At 69.5% G+C, this 15,246-nt stretch carries 15 protein-coding genes and 3 pseudogenes; 12 read left to right on the top strand and 6 right to left on the bottom strand.

The annotated features are described in order from the left end of the window. From CU044_RS16775 to CU044_RS38615, 3 genes and pseudogenes are all read right to left on the bottom strand, one after another. Window positions 1-506: pseudogene (locus CU044_RS16775) on the bottom strand (thioesterase); the annotation flags it as partial. A gap of 140 nt (window positions 507-646) precedes the next feature. Then, on the bottom strand, window positions 647-805 hold the full coding sequence (locus CU044_RS38610; protein ID WP_165371916.1) for a hypothetical protein: 159 nt from the start codon (window positions 803-805) through the stop codon (window positions 647-649). A 72-nt stretch (window positions 806-877) separates the two neighbouring features. After that, entirely contained in the window at window positions 878-1,054 is a 177-nt protein-coding gene (locus CU044_RS38615; protein ID WP_165371917.1) for a hypothetical protein, read from the bottom strand. A 1,097-nt stretch (window positions 1,055-2,151) separates the two neighbouring features. On the opposite strand from CU044_RS38615, the gene CU044_RS16780 reads away from it, so the two are divergent. Continuing rightward, a complete protein-coding gene (locus tag CU044_RS16780) occupies window positions 2,152-2,901 on the top strand; it encodes a hypothetical protein (protein ID WP_129769420.1) in 750 nt (249 codons plus the stop codon). Between the two features lie 144 nt (window positions 2,902-3,045). Here the strand turns inward: CU044_RS16780 and CU044_RS16785 are convergent, their stop codons facing one another. Continuing rightward, window positions 3,046-4,113: an ATP-binding protein gene (locus tag CU044_RS16785; RefSeq protein ID WP_240045650.1), complete on the bottom strand. Its 1,068-nt coding sequence runs from the start codon at window positions 4,111-4,113 to the stop codon at window positions 3,046-3,048. Further along, complete coding sequence (locus CU044_RS16790; protein WP_129769724.1) at window positions 4,110-4,817, bottom strand: response regulator transcription factor; 708 nt, start codon at window positions 4,815-4,817, stop codon at window positions 4,110-4,112. Before CU044_RS16790 ends, CU044_RS16785 begins: the two co-directional genes overlap by 4 nt. Window positions 4,818-4,904: 87 nt before the next feature. Between CU044_RS16790 and CU044_RS16795 the strand changes: the two are divergent. The 3 genes and pseudogenes from CU044_RS16795 to CU044_RS16805 all read left to right on the top strand — a co-directional run. Next, window positions 4,905-4,991: pseudogene (locus tag CU044_RS16795) on the top strand (haloacid dehalogenase); the annotation flags it as partial. 168 nt (window positions 4,992-5,159) lie between these two features. Further along, the gene (locus tag CU044_RS16800) at window positions 5,160-5,747 is read left to right on the top strand and encodes a helix-turn-helix domain-containing protein (protein ID WP_129769421.1); all 588 of its coding nucleotides are present in this window, start codon (window positions 5,160-5,162) and stop codon (window positions 5,745-5,747) included. A gap of 99 nt (window positions 5,748-5,846) precedes the next feature. Next, window positions 5,847-7,139, top strand: coding sequence for an MFS transporter (locus CU044_RS16805; RefSeq protein WP_129769423.1), 1,293 nt, complete (start codon window positions 5,847-5,849; stop codon window positions 7,137-7,139). 27 nt (window positions 7,140-7,166) lie between these two features. Here the strand turns inward: CU044_RS16805 and CU044_RS16810 are convergent, their stop codons facing one another. Further along, a complete protein-coding gene (locus tag CU044_RS16810) occupies window positions 7,167-7,799 on the bottom strand; it encodes a TIGR03085 family metal-binding protein (protein ID WP_129769425.1) in 633 nt (210 codons plus the stop codon). Between the two features lie 83 nt (window positions 7,800-7,882). On the opposite strand from CU044_RS16810, the gene hisI reads away from it, so the two are divergent. The 8 genes and pseudogenes from hisI (at window position 7,883) to trpA (ending at window position 15,238) form a co-directional block, all read left to right on the top strand. Next, on the top strand, window positions 7,883-8,260 hold the full coding sequence (hisI, locus tag CU044_RS16815) for a phosphoribosyl-AMP cyclohydrolase (RefSeq protein WP_129769427.1): 378 nt from the start codon (window positions 7,883-7,885) through the stop codon (window positions 8,258-8,260). A 144-nt stretch (window positions 8,261-8,404) separates the two neighbouring features. Then, entirely contained in the window at window positions 8,405-9,892 is a 1,488-nt protein-coding gene (locus CU044_RS16820) for an anthranilate synthase component I (protein ID WP_129769429.1), read from the top strand. 66 nt (window positions 9,893-9,958) lie between these two features. Continuing rightward, on the top strand, window positions 9,959-10,666 hold the full coding sequence (locus tag CU044_RS16825; protein ID WP_129769430.1) for a TIGR02234 family membrane protein: 708 nt from the start codon (window positions 9,959-9,961) through the stop codon (window positions 10,664-10,666). 118 nt (window positions 10,667-10,784) lie between these two features. After that, window positions 10,785-11,012, top strand: a pseudogene (locus CU044_RS16830) (HGxxPAAW family protein); the annotation flags it as partial. Window positions 11,013-11,312: 300 nt separating this feature from the next. Continuing rightward, complete coding sequence (locus CU044_RS16835; protein ID WP_129769726.1) at window positions 11,313-11,705, top strand: DUF2752 domain-containing protein; 393 nt, start codon at window positions 11,313-11,315, stop codon at window positions 11,703-11,705. 148 nt (window positions 11,706-11,853) lie between these two features. After that, the gene (gene trpC / locus CU044_RS16840) at window positions 11,854-12,663 is read left to right on the top strand and encodes an indole-3-glycerol phosphate synthase TrpC (protein WP_129769432.1); all 810 of its coding nucleotides are present in this window, start codon (window positions 11,854-11,856) and stop codon (window positions 12,661-12,663) included. Between the two features lie 530 nt (window positions 12,664-13,193). Next, window positions 13,194-14,429 (top strand): tryptophan synthase subunit beta, encoded by a 1,236-nt coding sequence (trpB, locus tag CU044_RS16845; RefSeq protein WP_129769434.1) that lies wholly within the window; start codon window positions 13,194-13,196, stop codon window positions 14,427-14,429. After that, entirely contained in the window at window positions 14,426-15,238 is an 813-nt protein-coding gene (gene trpA, locus CU044_RS16850; protein WP_129769435.1) for a tryptophan synthase subunit alpha, read from the top strand. The genes trpB and trpA overlap by 4 nt, the downstream gene beginning before the upstream one ends. Window positions 15,239-15,246 lie beyond the last annotated feature (8 nt).

Below are 15,246 nucleotides of genomic sequence, written 5' to 3' on the forward strand. Positions count from 1 at the left end.
TACGACAGGCTCGACTGGAGCGCGACATACCAGATCAGCGCGTCCTGGGCCTCCGGCGACCTCACCAGCCGCGCCGCACCGGTGGCGGTCTGCACGAGAATGGCCACCTGGTCCGACCCGTCGGTACCGTAACGGTGGCGCGGATAGAGCAGCGCGGACGTCGTCCCCAGGAACAGGCTCCCGGCACCCCGCCAGCGCGACGAGCCGGGAAGCAGCATGCCCGCGCTGACAGCGGCACGGGCAACATGCAGAGCGGTCGTCGTCCGGCGTCCACTGACCGCGTGCAACGCCTTCCGGACAAGAGGCGTCGAAGCCGCCTGGACATCCTTGACGATGTCCCAGTCGTTCAGCCCACCCTTCCGCAATTCCTTGCGCTGGGACAGATATTCGACCGACGAGGTCAGAGTGGTGACGGCGGCCAGCCGTTCCGACAGGCCCAACGCCCCGTCCCGGGACACCGGCACAGGACCGAAGACTGCCGAAGCGATCCTTCGTGCGAATCTCACAGGGTTCCTTTCAAAACCGCCCTGAGGACGGCTCCCGTAGAGTGGATAGGGTTCTGCCGGGCCAGAACGGACCTCTGGCCCGGCAGAATTGCGTTCATCCGATATCTGCCCCTACAGGGGCGAGGGGTGGGTCACACCGTTCAGCCGCGACCGACCCCGAACGCTCCTACGAGGGCGGATGCGATGGCGACCGCCCCCAGGAAGGCCGACGGGGTGGCCAGCACCGCATCGGCGTCGGTGAACACCGTTTCCTCGGCCGGCAACTCCATATTGTTGATGACCTCGAGAATGTCGTTCATTTTCATCTCCGAAATATGTGAAGTTCACGAACTATTGAATGGGTAACGGGTGGCCTGAGCCATCTGGTGTGCCTAGCCGACGAGTTGGCCCAGCGCGTAGGCGCCACCGACGAGCGTTACGCCCCCGACGAGAGCGGCCGCGAAGGCAGGGGTCGCCAGAACCGGGCCGTGGTCCTGATGCGGAGACTGGTTTTCGTCGATCCGACCGAGATCCAGTTCCTCGTTGAAGTAAGAGACGATGTCAACCATGAGATGCGCTCCAGTTCGTAATGTGCCGGATGCATGACTGCCGCTGACCATGTGGCAGGTGAAACTCAGTCACATGACGGCCTTCAGTGCGTTATTGACGGGTGGCATCCGCAACATTTCGCGGTGACCCCGCGTCATGGCCAAGGATGAAAGCACCCTCAGTGACAGAGGCGATATGACGTGAGTCACACTCTCATCCAGAAGAAGAGCATCCGGCTCCTGACGCATGTCACGGCGCGATGTGACATGCGTCATCCGGGGCCATGGCAGCCCCCGCTTGATCGATTCTCGCCGCATCGGAAACATTTCAGCCAGGCTCGCGATTCGAGCCAAGGGTGTGACTCAAGTCACAGTGTTTGGTGATGGTGGCCCGAACCGTGTGGAGTGTGCAGCGTTCAAGTGCCGGGACTGCCAAGGCTGTTGTGGACGGCGGTGGCATCAGGGCGGGATTGCTTGGATCACGGTCCGCAGGGGGCATCGCGCGAACCCGAGGCCGTCGAGTGGCAACGCGTGCCCGGCGCCGACCGGAGCGCCAGCGGGCCGGGGCGGCGGGGCCCGGTGCGCCCTGGACCGCCGCGCAACTCCGGGGTCACGTAGCCCCGTCGGCGCGCCGCGTGTCAGTCAGCGGTCTCCGATGTGACACACCGGACGTAGTCCTGGGCCATGGACGACGGCCAGGTTTGACGGACCGGCGTCACGGAGCCGCTGCCTCCGGCTGGGACGCCGCAACCTCACCGGCATTCAGTCGGCGGTTGATCAACCTCGCCCCGACAGCCGGCGCCGGAGGGACGATGGTCGTCACGCTCAGTCGCCATCCGCTCGGACGGGCGCCGCGCCTTCCGCCTGCGATAGCACCGCACCCCGCCACATACCCAGCCATCGAACTATTCCTTGGCGCCCGCCCCCGGCGGTATAGACCTCCGCAGACTCCGCTGACACTCATTCGAAACACCGGCACGAATACGGGCCTTCTCCTTCAAACCCCTCGAGCAGACAGTTGGCAAGTGCTCATTGCGGCCGCGCATTGTGATTCATCGCCTTTCCGACGGTGGTTGGCTGTCGGTGGCGTGTGGTTGGTTGGAGGTATGTATCTAGCAGTGAAGGAAGCGCCCAATCCATCCGACTTGTTCGACCGCGCCCGTGCGCTTGCCGTGATCAGCATGATCCGATGGGGGTGCTATTCGGGCGATTCGGACTGGACCGGATACTGCATGGCACAGCGGGGCGAGGGATGGAAGGCAACCCTGCGGCTGGGCTACCACGGCGTCGATATCCACTTCACCGATGCAGGCGTCGTCGCGGCCTGGCTTCTCCATGAATCTCGTTTCTCGAGCGTGGAATATCCGGAGGAGTGGCGCTCCATTCTTACCCAAATCCCCGGGCCCTTCCGCGCACTCCTCAACGACAAGGACACCACCATCGGGTTGCGGATAGAAAAGGATATACCGGAACTGAATGGGGTGATGTGGCGATCTGCGGGCGACACTGCCTGGCGTATGCCGGAAATAATCCACCCTGAGGCCCTCGAGTGGGACGAGAACACTTCAGATGCCTTCAAAGACGAGGATGCCACCGACCTGCTGAGCGACTACATTGACCGCGTGCTCGACAAGCCACAGTGGTGCCCTTCGATAGTCGAGGAGGGTGTGTTCGAGGACCCGCTGGGCGAGCGGATCCCCATTTCTGAAGTCGCCTTGCCCATCACGGGCATGACGGAGGTGGAGGCCATCCGTCAGGTACTCGCGTTGCGCCCGGTCACCGAGCAGATCGTCCGCACCCTTCATCCCACCAGAACCCTGGCAGAGGTCCTCGACTTCCTGGACAGCACCGGCTACCCACGCAAATGACACCAAGTCAATCTCTTCAGATGCTCGCGCTGCCGGCCGATCCCGGATCCCGCGTGTGCCCCACACGCCAAAGAAGGTGCTCAGGGGAAGAGGATGGTGATGGTCGGGCCGCCGAGGGGGTTGGCGCGTGCGGTGGCCTCGGCCTTATGGGCCCGGGCAATGGAGTGCACTATGGGACAGTCCGAGCCCGGCTCCTTCGGCGGAGGCTTGGTGTCGCTGTTCCATTCGGCGGAAGGGCTCGAACAGCAGGGGTGCGACATCGTCGGGGATGCAGGGGCCGGTGTTGGTGACGGTCAGGGCCCGGTCGGTGAGGGTGAGGGACACGGTGCCACCGGGCTGGTTGTAGCGCAGTGCGTTGTCGACGAGGTTGCGCACCATGAGGCCGAGAAGAGTGGCGTCGCCGTCGACGGATTCCGGCTGCAGCGACGTGGAGAAGGTGACGTCGCGCCGTTCCGCATGCGCGGCGGCCTCCGTGAGGACCTCGGCAGCGGTCTGGTCCAGCCGCACGGGCTGCGGTCGAGGTACTTGGGTGCCCGCGGTGGCGAGCAGCAGCAAGGAGTCAATTACGTGCTCGCTCCGCTTCGCCACCTCCAGTAGTTCGTCGCGGATCCATGCGACGCGTTCGGGGTCGGAGTCGGCCAGTCCGATCTGGGCAGCGGAGCGCTGGATCGCGAGCGGGGTGCGCAGTTCGTGGGCGGCGTTCGCGGCGAACCGTTGCTGAGCTGTCACCAGTTCTTCGAGCCGGTCCAGCATCGAGTCGAAGGTGTCGGCCAGCTCTTTGAGCTCTCCGGGCGGAGCCTTGAGGCTGATGCGCTGGTGGAGGGTGTCGCCGGAGAGTCTGCGGGCGGTGGCGGCGATGACGCCGACCGGTCGCAGCACTCGTGCGGACATCCACCTCGCCATGAGGAGAGAGATCAGGGCGAATACACCGAGCGTGATGAGGGTGACGGTGAGCAGACGGCTCAAGGTTGTGGAAGTGATCATGTCCACTGTTTCGATTTTGAGTGTGCGTCCTGGTCTCAGCCCCTCCTCGAGCTGTTCCGGTCTGGCGCGAGAGCTGTCAGTGAAGGCACTGTTGATGCGATTGTCGAGACTGTTCTGGACGAAGACGTAGATGACGGCCGCCAAGAGCGTGTGGGCGGCGAGGAGAAGGCCCCCGTACAGCGTGGTCAAGCAGGCGCGCTCTGTCATCGGGCGCAGTCGGCGGATCATGGTGTGTCGTTCTCGGTGCGAGCGCGGTCGACGGCTTCCACGGCATTTGATGAGATGCGGTAGACGACGCCGGGGACGGTCTCGATGACGGGGGGATCGCCGAGTTTCGCGCGCAGGCGACTCACGGTGACACGTACGGGGTTGCTGTCATGGCCGACGCGTTCGTCCCAGACCTTTTCGATCAGGTCTTCGCTGCTGACGATGCCTCCCGCGGCGCGCATGAGGGTTTCGAGGACGGCGAATTCCTTGCGGGTCAGGGCCAGCCGCTGTTCGTTGCGTGTGGCCTGGCGGCCTGGCATGTCCAGGGTGATGCCCATTCTTTCTATCACCGGGGGCAGCGCCGGTAGGGTGCGGCGGCCGAGGGCGAGGAGACGTGCGAGGAGTTCTTCGTGGCAGAACGGCTTGACGAGGTAGTCGTCCGCGCCTATACGCAGGCCCGCGATGCGTTCCGGGACCGTGGTCGAGGCAGTGAGCATGAGGATCCGGGTGAGGAGACTCTCGGCCACGATGCGACGGCAAAGCTCGTCACCGTGTAGTCCCGGCAGGTCTCGGGCCAGGACAAGGACGTCATAGTCGCCGAGTCGCAGCTTCTGCCAGCCGTTCAGGCCGTCGAAGGCGAGGTCCACTGTCATCGCCTCCCGGCGCAGCCCTTCGGCGATCATGGTTGCCAGGAATCTCTCGTCTTCCACCACCAGGGCGTGTATCGAAAGAACGCGGGGTACCCCAGGAGCTGGCGTCTCACGTGACGGTGACATCCTTGGCCGGTGTTCTCAACCGATCATGCGGGTGCCGTGTTCTTCGATGTCGATGGCACCCTCGTCCCAGGCACGAGTTCATCGGTCTTCCTGGCCGGCTTCCTCGGCCATCGGGACGAGTTGCTGACCGCCGCGATCTGGCACAACGACGCCACCGGACAAACCGTCCTACGCTCACTGATCGCCTACGATCACTGACCCCTTGGACTAGGTCCCCAGGCACTCCGACTCCGCAAGATTTATTGCGCAGTTTATATTGCGCAACTTTTCTTTCCTTTCTAACCTGGAGGTATGTCGGACACGGAACCCCGCAGAATCACGGACCTCGACACGCTCAAGGCGTTCGGTCATCCGCTGCGCATGAAGCTCTACCGGGCGCTCTACATCGCGCGCACGGCCACCGCTTCGCAGCTCGCCGACCAAGTGGACGAGGCCGTGTCACTGGTCAGCTACCACCTGCGCAAACTCGCCGATCACGGACTGATCGAGGAGGCGGAACCGCAGGGGAACGACGGACGGGAGCGATGGTGGCAGCCTGCCTCGCAGGGACTGAGCTTCCATGACGCGGACTTCCGGGACGCGCCGGAGAAGGCCGCCACCCATGCCGCGGTAGGACGGATGTCGTTCGAGCAGCGCTCCGATCTCTACCGCGGCTATCTCGACACCCAGGGCGCCTGGGGCGTCGAATGGCGTTCCGCTTCCTTCAGCAGTGAGTACCTGGCCCCGCTCACCGCCCCGGAGCTGGCCGCGTTCAGCGAGGAGCTGCACCGGCTGGTCAAGAGGTACGAGGCCGCCGGCCGGGCCGCCGCGGACGCGGGAGACACCGTGGGGCGCGAGAACGTCGCGCTGCACCTGTACGGATTCCCGTTCCGCCCCTGAGGCACGGAACTCCCGTGCCGCGCGCGCGGATTCCCGTTCCCCGCGCGCGGATTCCCGCCCGCACCCGCATCGCCCCGGCCCCGAGAGGATCACGCCCTCATGAGCGCCACCGCCCTGCCCACGCCCGCCGCCCCGGTCCCGGAGCGACCCGCTCACCGCGACCCCAACGTACTGCGCTGGCTCACCGCCTACACCGCCTCCATGGTCGGCGACAGCGTCTACTACATGGCGCTGTCCTGGGCCGCGATCCGCACCGGCAGCCCCGGGCAGGCCGGTCTCGTCCTCGCCCTCGGTGCCGTTCCGCGCGCCGTGCTGATGCTCGGCGGGGGAGTACTCGCCGACCGGTTCGGGCCACGCCTGGTCGTCATCGGCAGCGACGCCGCGCGCTGTGTCCTCATCCTGGGCATCGCGGTGGCGCTGCTGTTCACCGGCCCCGCCCTCTGGCTGCTGATCACGGTCGCGCTCCTCTTCGGAACCGTGGACGCGCTCTTCCTGCCCGCCGTCGGCGCCCTGCCGCCCCGGATCACCGCGCCGGGCCAACTGGCGCGTGTCCAGGGCATGCGCGGGCTCGCGGCCCGTATCGCCAATGTCGCCGGAGCACCGCTCGGCGGGCTCGCGGTGGCGCTCGGCGGCTCGGTCACGGCCTTCGCCGTCGCCGGGGCGCTGTTCGCGCTGTCCCTCCCGCTGCTGCTCGCCGTACGGATGACACCGGGACCGGCGAAGGCCCCGGCGGACGGCGTGGAGGCCAGTACCGCGGAGGCCGGTACCGCGGAGGCCGGCACCGCGTGGGGCGAACTGCGGGACGGGCTCCGTTACATCCGCCGCCATCGCGTGCTCGCCCCGCTGATGCTGGTCATCGCCATCGGTGAACTGGGCTTCGTCGGCCCGCTCAACATCGGACTCACCCTGCTCGTCCAGGAGCGCGGCTGGGGCGCCGACGGCATGGGGTGGATCGTGGCGGCCTTCGGCACCGGCGCGGGCGCCAGCTCACTGCTGCTCACCGTGCGCGGACGGATACCGCGCGCGGGACTCACGCTGTCCGTCGTCCTGTGCGGCGGAGCCGTCGCCGTAGCGGCACTCGCGTACGCGCCCTCGCTCGCCCCGGCCGTTCTCGCCGGTGTCTCCATCGGACTGCTGGCGGGGCTGAGCGGCGCGCTGACCGGAGCCCTGCTCCAGACGGCGGCCGACCCGGCCTACATGGGCCGGGTCACTTCCGTGGCGACACTCTTCACACTCGGCGTCGCGCCGCTCTGCTACCCGGTCACCGGCGCGGCGACCGGCCTGTGGGGCACGGGCCCGGTCTTCGTCGTCAGCGCGGCGGTCTGCGGCACGGGGGGCCTGCTCGGCCTCTGCTCCAAGGCCTTCCGCCGCGCCGAACTGCCCGCGTCCTGAGGCGCGGAGCCCTGTGGCAGTGGCCTGCTAGATACCGAGGCTCGCCTGCTGGAGCCGTCCGATCGCGTCCTTGTCGCCGTCCAGCTCCACGTTCGCCGCCGCCTGCCGGCCGAACGCGAAGAGCAGCAACTCACCCGGTTCGCCGGTGACCGTCACCACCGGGGTGCCGCGGTGGGCCACGGCCGTCTGGCCGTCCGGGCGGCGCAGCACCAGGCCGACCGGGGACTTCCGGCCCATCATCCGGCCGCCCTTCTCCAGCCGTGACCACAGCGCGTTCGCGAAGACGCTGTCCAGCTCCCGGGGCGCCCAGTCCGGCTGCGCCCGCCGTACGTCCTCCGCGTGGACGTAGAACTCGACGGTGTTCGCGGCCTCGTCGATCTGCTTGACGCCGAACGGGGACATCCGGGGCGGGCCGGTACGGATCAGCTGGATCAGCTCCTCGTACGGCTTGGCGAGGTACTCCGCCTGCACCCGTTCGAGCCGGTTCCTGAGCACGGCCAGTACTGTCCCGCCCGCCGCGTCGGGGCGGCGCTCGCGGACCACGACATGGGCCGCCAGATCGCGGGTGAGCCAGCCCTCGCAGAGGGTCGGCGCGTCGGGGCCCACCGCCTCCAACAGGTCGGCGAGCAGGAGTCGTTCACGCTTCGCATGGGTCGACATACCGGTAAGCGTACGGCGGCCCGGTCCCGTCCGCCCAGTGGACGTCCCGGTCGCCCGCCACGCGGGCGCGGCACAATGGCCGTATGACCAGTACGCCCCCACCCGCGGACCCGGCCGGCGGACTCGACCCCGCCATCGCCGACCGGCTCAAGCGCAGCGCCGACGGCCTCGTACCGGCCATCGCCCAGCAGTACGACACCGGCGAGGTGCTGATGCTCGGGTGGATGGACGACGAGGCGCTGCACCGCACCCTGACGACCGGCCGCTGCACCTACTGGTCGCGCAGCCGGCGGGAGTACTGGGTCAAGGGCGACACCTCGGGCCATGTCCAGCACGTCAAGTCCGTCGCCCTGGACTGCGACGCCGACACCGTCCTGGTCCAGGTCGACCAGGTGGGCGCCGCCTGCCACACCGGCGCGCGGACCTGCTTCGACGCCGACGTACTGCCCCTCGGCCGCTGACGTCCGGGCCGTGACCGTCGCCGTACCGTACGGAAGCGAGCGCCGGCCCCCGTACGGAAGGCTCCGTACGGGGGTCACCGTACGGAGCGGACGTTCCACCGTCCGCGCCCAATGCCTCCCGTCCAACGAGTAGGGTCAGCCGCCATGGACCTTGAGACCTTCCGCAAGCTGGCGGTGGACCGCCGCGTCATCCCCGTCAGCCGGCGCCTCCTCGCGGACGGCGACACTCCGGTCGGCCTGTACCGCAAGCTCGCCGCCGAGCGCCCCGGCACGTTCCTGCTGGAGTCCGCGGAGAACGGCCGCTCCTGGTCCCGCTACTCCTTCATCGGGGTACGGTCGGCCGCCACGCTCACCGAGCGCGACGGCGTCACCCACTGGCTCGGCACCCCGCCCGTCGGAGTTCCCCTCGACGGCGACCCGCTGGCGGCCCTGCGCGCCACCGTGGAGGCCCTGCACACCCCCCGCGACCTCTCCTCCGGCATGCCGCCCTTCACCGGCGGCATGGTCGGCTACCTCGGCTACGACATCGTCCGGCGGCTGGAGCGGATCGGCGAGCACGCCCGCGACGATCTGCGCATCCCCGAGCTGACCATGCTGCTCACCTCGGATCTCGCCGTGCTCGACCACTGGGACGGCACCGTCCTGCTGATCGCCAACGCCATCAACCACAACGACCGCGACACCGGTGTGGACGAGGCGTACGCGGACGCCGTCGCCCGGCTCGACGCCATGGCCGCCGATCTCACCGAGCCGGTACGGTCCGCGCCCACCGCGCTGCCCGCCTCGGAACTGCCCGAGTACACCGCGCTCTGGGGCGGCCCCGACTACCAGGCCGTGGTCGAGGACATCAAGGAGCGCATCAGGGCGGGCGAGGCCTTCCAGGTCGTCCCCTCCCAGCGCTTCGAGACCCCCGTCACCGCGAGCGCGCTGGATGTCTACCGGGTCCTCCGGGCCACCAACCCGTCGCCGTACATGTACCTCTTCCGCTTCGACGGCTTCGACGTCGTGGGCTCCAGCCCGGAGGCACTGGTCAAGGTCGAGGACGGCCGGGCGATGGTCCACCCCATCGCCGGCACCCGGCCGCGCGGCGCCACGCCGCGGGAGGACCAGGCCCTCGCCGACGAACTGCTCGCCGACCCCAAGGAGCGCGCCGAGCATCTGATGCTCGTCGACCTCGGCCGCAACGACCTCGGCCGGGTCTGCGAACCCGGCACCGTCGAGGTGGTCGACTTCATGTCCGTCGAGCGCTACTCGCACGTCATGCACATCGTGTCGACGGTGACCGGACGGGTCGCGGAAGGGCGCGGCGCCTTCGACGTACTGACGGCCTGCTTCCCCGCGGGCACCCTCTCCGGGGCCCCCAAGCCGCGCGCCATGCAGATCATCGACGAGCTGGAGCCCACCCGGCGCGGGCTGTACGGCGGCTGCGTGGGCTATCTCGACTTCGCGGGGGACTCCGACACCGCCATCGCCATCCGTACCGCCCTGCTGCGCGACGGCACGGCCTACGTGCAGGCGGGAGCGGGTGTCGTCGCCGACTCGGACCCGGTCTCGGAGGACACGGAGTGCCGTAACAAGGCCGCCGCGGTGCTCCGCGCCGTCCACACGGCGAACCGGCTGAACGCCGGGTAAGAGGCCCCGCCCACCCGCGCCGCCTCCAACCCCCGGGCGGACGGGCGGATGGAGCCGTAGGGGATAGTGGGGTGCGTGAGTGCCGTACCCGTACCCCAGCCCCGTACCGCAGGACCCGCGGCCACCGCCAGGAGCGGCGGCGGCGGGGGCCGTCGCGCGCTCGCGGCGGCGCTGCTGCTCGGCGCCGCCGGCGCCGCCGTCGCGCTGATCGCCTCCGGCCAGACCTGGGCCGAGGGCATCGCGGCCGTCGGCGGTGGTTCCGTGCCGCTCGACGCCGACGGCCGTGATGTCACCGGCGTTCCGGCCGCCCTCGGCATCGTCGGCCTCGCGGCGCTCGTCGCCGTCTTCGCCGTACGCGGCGCGGGGCGTCTCCTCGTCGCTGCGCTGCTCGCGCTGAGCGGCGCGGGCGCGGCCGTCGCCGCGTTCCTCGGCGCGTCGGACAGCACGGCCCTCGACGAGAAGGCCGCCAGGACCACCGGCGACAGCGCCGCCACCGTCGACGCCCTGACCCACACCGTGTGGCCGTACGTGACGACCGCCGGCGGTCTGCTGATCCTGCTCGCGGGGGCGCTGGCCCTGCTGTACGGGCGGCGCTGGCCTGGGATGTCGGGCCGCTACGAGCGGCCGGGCGCACCCACCGGCACGGGCGGGCCCGGCGGAGGCTCCGGCGGGCGCGGACGTACGGCCCGCACGGCGCCCGCGGTGGACCCCGACCGTCCCGAGGACCTGTGGAAGGCCCTGGACCGGGGCGAGGACCCCACGCGCGAGAGCTGACTCACAGGCGAGAGCTGACTCACACCGACGGACCCCACGGGCCTGTACGGGTACCGCATGCGGGACAATGTGCGTGAGCGTCCGACTCACACAGCGCAACAGCAACGAGGAGCAACTCATGGCGGGCACCAGCCACGGACACACCCCGGCCGCCTGGACCGGCGTCACCATCTCCTTCATCGGCTTCTGCATCTCGGGAGTCTTCATGGTGGCGGCGAATCAGCCCGGATTCTGGGCCGGTATGGGCGTGGTCCTGCTCGGTGGGGTCGTCGGCCTGGCGATGAAGGCGGCGGGCCTGGGCATGCCGAAGGAGTCGGCGGCGATGGCGGAGGCGCGGGCCGCGGCGGTGAAGCAGCAGCTCGAGAACGCCGCTGCCGCCGAGACGCGGGTCCGCCCGGAGGCCCAGGGCCAGGCGCAGGCCCAGACGCAGACCGTCTGACGCACCGCGCTCCTTTCGCGCGCACTGGTCCGCGCGCAGCGAGACGCACCGAGACGCAGTCCGGCGAAGGCCGGGCTGCGTCTTTCCGTACGAGCGGGGGACAATCACCGGGTGGATGACGCCCTGCCTGTGCCCGCGCCCGACCAGCCGGCCCGTCCGGCGGTCCCGCCACCGGCCCCTCCGGTGGCCTCCGCCCGGCCGCCGTCGATGGCGCGCCGGCTGCTGCCGCCGCTCGCCACCCTGGCCGCGGTGGCCGCCGCCTTCACCTACGTCGGGCTCGTTGACCCGAACGAAACCGGCCACTACCCGGTCTGCCCGCTGTACGGCCTGACCGGCCTCCTCTGCTTCGGCTGCGGCGGGCTGCGCAGCGCCCACGCCGTCGCACACGGCGACTGGATCACGGCGTTCGGTGACAACGCCCTCGCGACCGTCGGGTACCCGGTCTTCGCCGTCCTGTGGGTGGTGTGGCTCGTACGTGCCCGGAAGGCGCTTCCCGTGGCCATCACCCCGCGGCCCGTCTGGTGGTGGGCCCTCGGCGGGGTGATCCTGGCTTTCAGCGTCGTCAGAAACTTGCCCTTCGGCTCGTCGCTCGCGCCATGATGGTCAAGGCGGTGTCATGCTCGGCCCACCGGATGCGGGTCCTTCGGCCAGTTCCGGCTAGCATCGATATGGCTGATCCTGATCCCGTTGCCGATCTGATCGGCGACCGAGCTTGATTCGAACCCAGTCCCGGAAGGGGGCCGCTCGCGTGAGTGTGCTCGACGAGATCATCGAAGGCGTACGCGCCGACCTCGCAGAGCGGCAGGCGCGCGTGGGCCTTGACGAGCTCAAGGAGCGCGCGGCGAAGGCGCCCCAGGCCAAGGACGCGCTTGCCGCGCTGCGCGGCGAGGGCGTGCATGTGATCTGCGAGGTCAAGCGCTCCAGCCCGTCGAAGGGCGCGCTCGCCGCGATCGCCGACCCCGCGGCGCTCGCCGCCGACTACGAGGCGGGCGGCGCCGCCGTCATCTCCGTACTGACCGAGCAGCGGCGCTTCGGCGGCTCGCTGGCCGACCTGGAGGCCGTACGCGCCCGGGTCGACATCCCGGTCCTGCGCAAGGACTTCATCGTCACCTCGTACCAGCTGTGGGAGGCGCGGGCGTACGGCGCCGACCTGGTGCTGCTGATCGTCTCCGCGCTGGAGCAGCCGGCCCTGGTCTCGCTGATCGAGCGCGCCGAGTCGATCGGGCTCACGCCGCTCGTCGAGGTGCACGACGAGGACGAGGTCGAGCGGGCCGTGGACGCCGGGGCGAAGATCATCGGTGTCAACGCGCGCGACCTGAAGACGCTGAAGGTCGACCGGAGCACGTTCGAGCGCGTCGCTCCGGAGATCCCGGCCGGGATCGTGAAGATCGCCGAGTCGGGGGTGCGCGGGCCGCACGACCTGATCGCGTACGCGAACGCCGGGGCCGACGCGGTGCTTGTCGGTGAGTCACTGGTGACGGGCCGGGACCCGAAGTCGGCGGTGGCCGATCTGGTGGCGGCGGGCGCGCATCCTGCGCTGCGGCACGGGAGGGACTGAACTCACCGTGTCCGCGACTTTCGTTGCCGTGCGTGTGCCGCACGCGCCGTTGGCGCGTGGGTGCCGGCCGCGCGGGTGCCGTGCGCCGGCGCGGCGGGTGCACGGGCGGCGGGTGCGGTACGTGATCGGCGATGAGCCGGGTCAGGTCAACGGGATGCGATGGCGCGGGGCCGCGCGTTAGGCGTGGCCTTTGCGGTGTGGTGTCCGCGGGTTGTGTGCGCGGTGCCGTGCCGTGTGCGGGTGCGTTGTGTGTGCGGTGACTGTGCGTTGCGCGGTGCCGTGCCCGGGGTGCGGTGACTGTGCGCTGTGCGTACGGTGCCGTGCCTCCGTGGCCGGTTCCTGGACTGAGCGATGACCATGTGCGGCTCCGCCGCGTGGTCACCGCGCTTCGCGCGAGCTGCGACGCTTTACGTCCGGAAACCGGCCACCGCGGCCCGTCCCCTCGCGTCCGTTGCCGGGTGCGGGGCCGTCTCGCCTTGGCGCGACACGGTGCTCCCTCTCCGTCTCCGTTGCTTCTGAGGAGTTCTCGCGTGTCCGAGTTTTTCGTTCCTGACCCTGACGGTCATGTCCCGAGCGCCGAAGGGTACTTCGGTGCCTTCGGCGGCAAGTTCATTCCCGAGGCCCTCGTCGCCGCCGTCGACGAGGTCGCCGTCGAGTACGAGAAGGCCAAGGGCGATCCCGCCTTCGCCGCCGAGCTCGAAGACCTCCTGGTCCACTACACCGGTCGGCCCAGCGCGCTGACCGACGTCCCGCGGTTCGCCGAGCATGCCGGTGGCGCTCGTGTGTTCCTCAAGCGGGAAGATCTGAACCACACCGGTTCCCACAAGATCAACAATGTGCTGGGGCAGGCATTGCTGACGAAGCGGATGGGCAAGACCCGCGTCATCGCCGAGACCGGGGCCGGGCAGCACGGGGTCGCGACCGCGACCGCCTGTGCGCTGTTCGGGCTCGAATGCACCATCTACATGGGGGAGATCGACACCGAGCGCCAGGCCCTGAACGTGGCCCGGATGCGGATGCTCGGTGCCGAGGTCGTGCCCGTGAAGTCCGGGAGCCGGACGCTGAAGGACGCCATCAACGAGGCGTTCCGCGACTGGGTCGCCAATGTGGACCGTACGCACTATCTGTTCGGGACGGTCGCGGGACCGCACCCCTTCCCCGCGATGGTGCGGGACTTTCACCGGGTCATCGGCGTCGAGGCACGGCGGCAGATCCTGGAGCGGGCCGGGCGGCTCCCCGATGCCGCTGTGGCGTGTGTGGGGGGCGGGTCCAACGCGATCGGGCTCTTCCACGCGTTCATCCCCGACGCGGGTGTGCGGCTGGTGGGCTGTGAGCCGGCCGGGCACGGGATCGGGAGCGGGGAGCACGCCGCCACCCTGACCGCGGGCGAGCCCGGCATCCTGCACGGGTCGCGGTCGTACGTCCTCCAGGACGAGGAGGGCCAGATCACCGAGCCGTACTCGATCTCGGCCGGTCTCGACTATCCGGGCATCGGGCCCGAGCACGCGTATCTCAAGGACAGCGGGCGCGGGGAGTACCGGGCGGTGACCGATGACGACGCGATGCGGGCGCTGCTGCTGCTGTCGCGTACGGAGGGCATCATCCCGGCGATCGAGAGCGCGCACGCGCTGGCCGGTGCGCTGGAGGTGGGGCGGGAGCTGGGCGAGGACGGGCTGATCATCGTCAACCTGTCAGGGCGCGGCGACAAGGACATGGACACGGCCGCCCGCTACTTCGGGCTGTATGACGGGGAGGGCACCAAGTGAGCGGGAACATCCAGCTGCTGAGTGACACGCTCGCGGCGGCGAAGGCCGAGAACCGCGCCGCGCTGATCGCCTATCTTCCCGCCGGGTTCCCGACCGTGGACGGCGGGATCGAGGCCGTGAAGGCCGTCTTCGACGGTGGTGCGGACGTGGTCGAGGTGGGGCTGCCGCACAGCGACCCCGTGCTCGACGGGCCCGTCATCCAGACCGCCGACGACATCGCGCTGCGGGGCGGTGTGAAGATCGCGGATGTGATGCGGACGGTCCGCGAGGCGTACGAGGCGACCGGTAAGCCGGTGCTCGTGATGACGTACTGGAATCCGATCGACCGGTACGGGGTCGAGCGGTTCACCGCCGAGCTGGCCGAGGCGGGCGGCGCCGGGTGCATTCTGCCGGATCTGCCCGTGCAGGAGTCCGCGCTGTGGCGTGAGCACGCCGAGAAGCACGGGCTGGCGACCGTGTTCGTGGTGGCTCCGAGCAGTAAGGACGAGCGGCTGGCGAAGATCACGGCGGCGGGCAGCGGCTTCGTGTACGCGGCGTCGCTGATGGGCGTCACCGGTACGCGTGCCTCGGTGGGCCTGGAGGCCAGGAACCTGGTGGGGCGTACGCGCGCCACGACCGGGCTGCCGGTCTGTGTCGGGCTCGGGGTGTCCAACGCGGAGCAGGCGGCCGAGGTCGCCGGATTCGCGGACGGTGTGATCGTCGGGTCCGCGTTCGTGAAGCGGATGCTGGACGCGGAGGACGAGGTGGCGGGGCTGGCCGCGGTGCGCGCCCTCGCGGCTGAGCTGGCCGAGGGCGTTCGCAAGCGCTGACGGTGATC

It is taken from the genome of Streptomyces sp. L-9-10 (assembly GCF_004151105.1).
Taxonomy (GTDB): domain Bacteria; phylum Actinomycetota; class Actinomycetes; order Streptomycetales; family Streptomycetaceae; genus Streptomyces.

What these genes read in the sequence shown, in the direction of transcription:
- CU044_RS16835 (WP_129769726.1), top strand. Translation starts at nt 11,313, where the DNA reads ATGGCGCGCCGGCTGCTGCCGCCGCTCGCCACCCTGGCCGCGGTGGCC.
- CU044_RS16810 (WP_129769425.1), bottom strand. Translation starts at nt 7,799, where the DNA reads ATGTCGACCCATGCGAAGCGTGAACGACTCCTGCTCGCCGACCTGTTG.
- CU044_RS16820 (WP_129769429.1), top strand. Translation starts at nt 8,405, where the DNA reads ATGGACCTTGAGACCTTCCGCAAGCTGGCGGTGGACCGCCGCGTCATC.
- CU044_RS16785 (WP_240045650.1), bottom strand. Translation starts at nt 4,113, where the DNA reads ATGATCCGCCGACTGCGCCCGATGACAGAGCGCGCCTGCTTGACCACG.
- CU044_RS16805 (WP_129769423.1), top strand. Translation starts at nt 5,847, where the DNA reads ATGAGCGCCACCGCCCTGCCCACGCCCGCCGCCCCGGTCCCGGAGCGA.
- CU044_RS38610 (WP_165371916.1), bottom strand. Translation starts at nt 805, where the DNA reads ATGAACGACATTCTCGAGGTCATCAACAATATGGAGTTGCCGGCCGAG.
- CU044_RS38615 (WP_165371917.1), bottom strand. Translation starts at nt 1,054, where the DNA reads ATGGTTGACATCGTCTCTTACTTCAACGAGGAACTGGATCTCGGTCGG.
- CU044_RS16800 (WP_129769421.1), top strand. Translation starts at nt 5,160, where the DNA reads ATGTCGGACACGGAACCCCGCAGAATCACGGACCTCGACACGCTCAAG.
- hisI (WP_129769427.1), top strand. Translation starts at nt 7,883, where the DNA reads ATGACCAGTACGCCCCCACCCGCGGACCCGGCCGGCGGACTCGACCCC.